The organism is Streptomyces sp. NPDC004658, from assembly GCF_040609555.1.
GTDB lineage: Bacteria > Actinomycetota > Actinomycetes > Streptomycetales > Streptomycetaceae > Streptomyces.
In genome coordinates, this window is the sequence record NZ_JBEXKG010000452.1 from 1 (window position 1) to 1,044 (window position 1,044).

Genomic DNA, 1,044 nt, shown 5'->3' on the forward strand with positions numbered 1-1,044 from the left:
CGGCGTCCATCGCGCCCTCGGCGCCGCCACCGGCCCCGACGACCGTGTGGAGCTCGTCGACGAAGAGCAGGATGCGCCCCTCAGCGGCCTTGACCTCGCTCAGGACGGCCTGCAGTCGTTCCTCGAACTCACCGCGGTACTTGGCACCTGCCACCAGCGAGCTCATGTCGAGGGAGAAGATGGTCTTCTCGCGCAGCCCCTCGGGCACGTCGCCGCGGACGATCCGCTGTGCCAGGCCTTCCACGATGGCCGTCTTGCCGACGCCCGGATCTCCGATCAGCACGGGGTTGTTCTTGGTTTTGCGGCTGAGGATCTGCATCACCCGGCGGATCTCCGCGTCCCGGCCGATCACCGGGTCCATCTTGCCGTTCCGCGCCTCGGCCACCAGATCGCGGCCGTACTTCTCCAACGCCTCGTACGCACTCTCCGGCGTGGCCGAGGTGACACGCTGGTTCCCCCGGATCCGGGTCAGCGCGGACAGGAAGGAGTCCTTGGTGATGCCGTGTTCCTTGAGCAGGCGCCCCGCCGCGGTCCTGGATCCCTCGTCGGCCAGTGCCAGGACGAGGTGCTCCACGGACACATATTCGTCCTTGAGGCGCTTGGCCTCCTGCTCGGCGGTGTCCAGCAGCTTGGCCAGCCGCTGGGTGACGTATACCTGCCCAGGTGTGGCGCCGGGGCCGGTCACCTTCGGTCTGCGTGACAACTCGCTCATGAGCGAGGCGCGCAACGCCTCCGTGTCGGCGCCGGCTTGGTCGAAGAGCCGTGGAACCAGACCCTCCGGCTGGTCGAGGAGCGCCAGCAGCAGATGCTCGCCGTCGACCTCGGTCTGGTCCATCCGGCCGGCGATCGTCTGCGCTTGCTGAAGAGCTTCCTGGGACTTCTGGGTGAGCCGGTTCATATCCACGATTCATCACTCCTAGAGCCGGCGTTGCTGCGCCTCAACGCGGCCTCCAGTTCGCTGATCCGGTCGAGCAGGTCGAGCACCACACCGAGGGATGCGTAATTGAGGGGGAGCCCGGCCCGTAGCCGTTGGATCCGGGCGAG

At 67.4% G+C, this 1,044-nt stretch carries 1 protein-coding gene and 1 pseudogene; both read right to left on the reverse strand.

Features of this window, described 5'->3' with window-relative positions; translation table 11 throughout:
• Nucleotides 1–904: Clp protease N-terminal domain-containing protein (locus ABZV94_RS42090; protein ID WP_356350466.1), on the reverse strand; the 904-nt coding region annotated here is incomplete at its 3' end.
• Nucleotides 895–1,044: pseudogene (locus tag ABZV94_RS42095) on the reverse strand (MerR family transcriptional regulator); the annotation flags it as partial. The pseudogene ABZV94_RS42095 and the gene ABZV94_RS42090, both read right to left, overlap by 10 nt.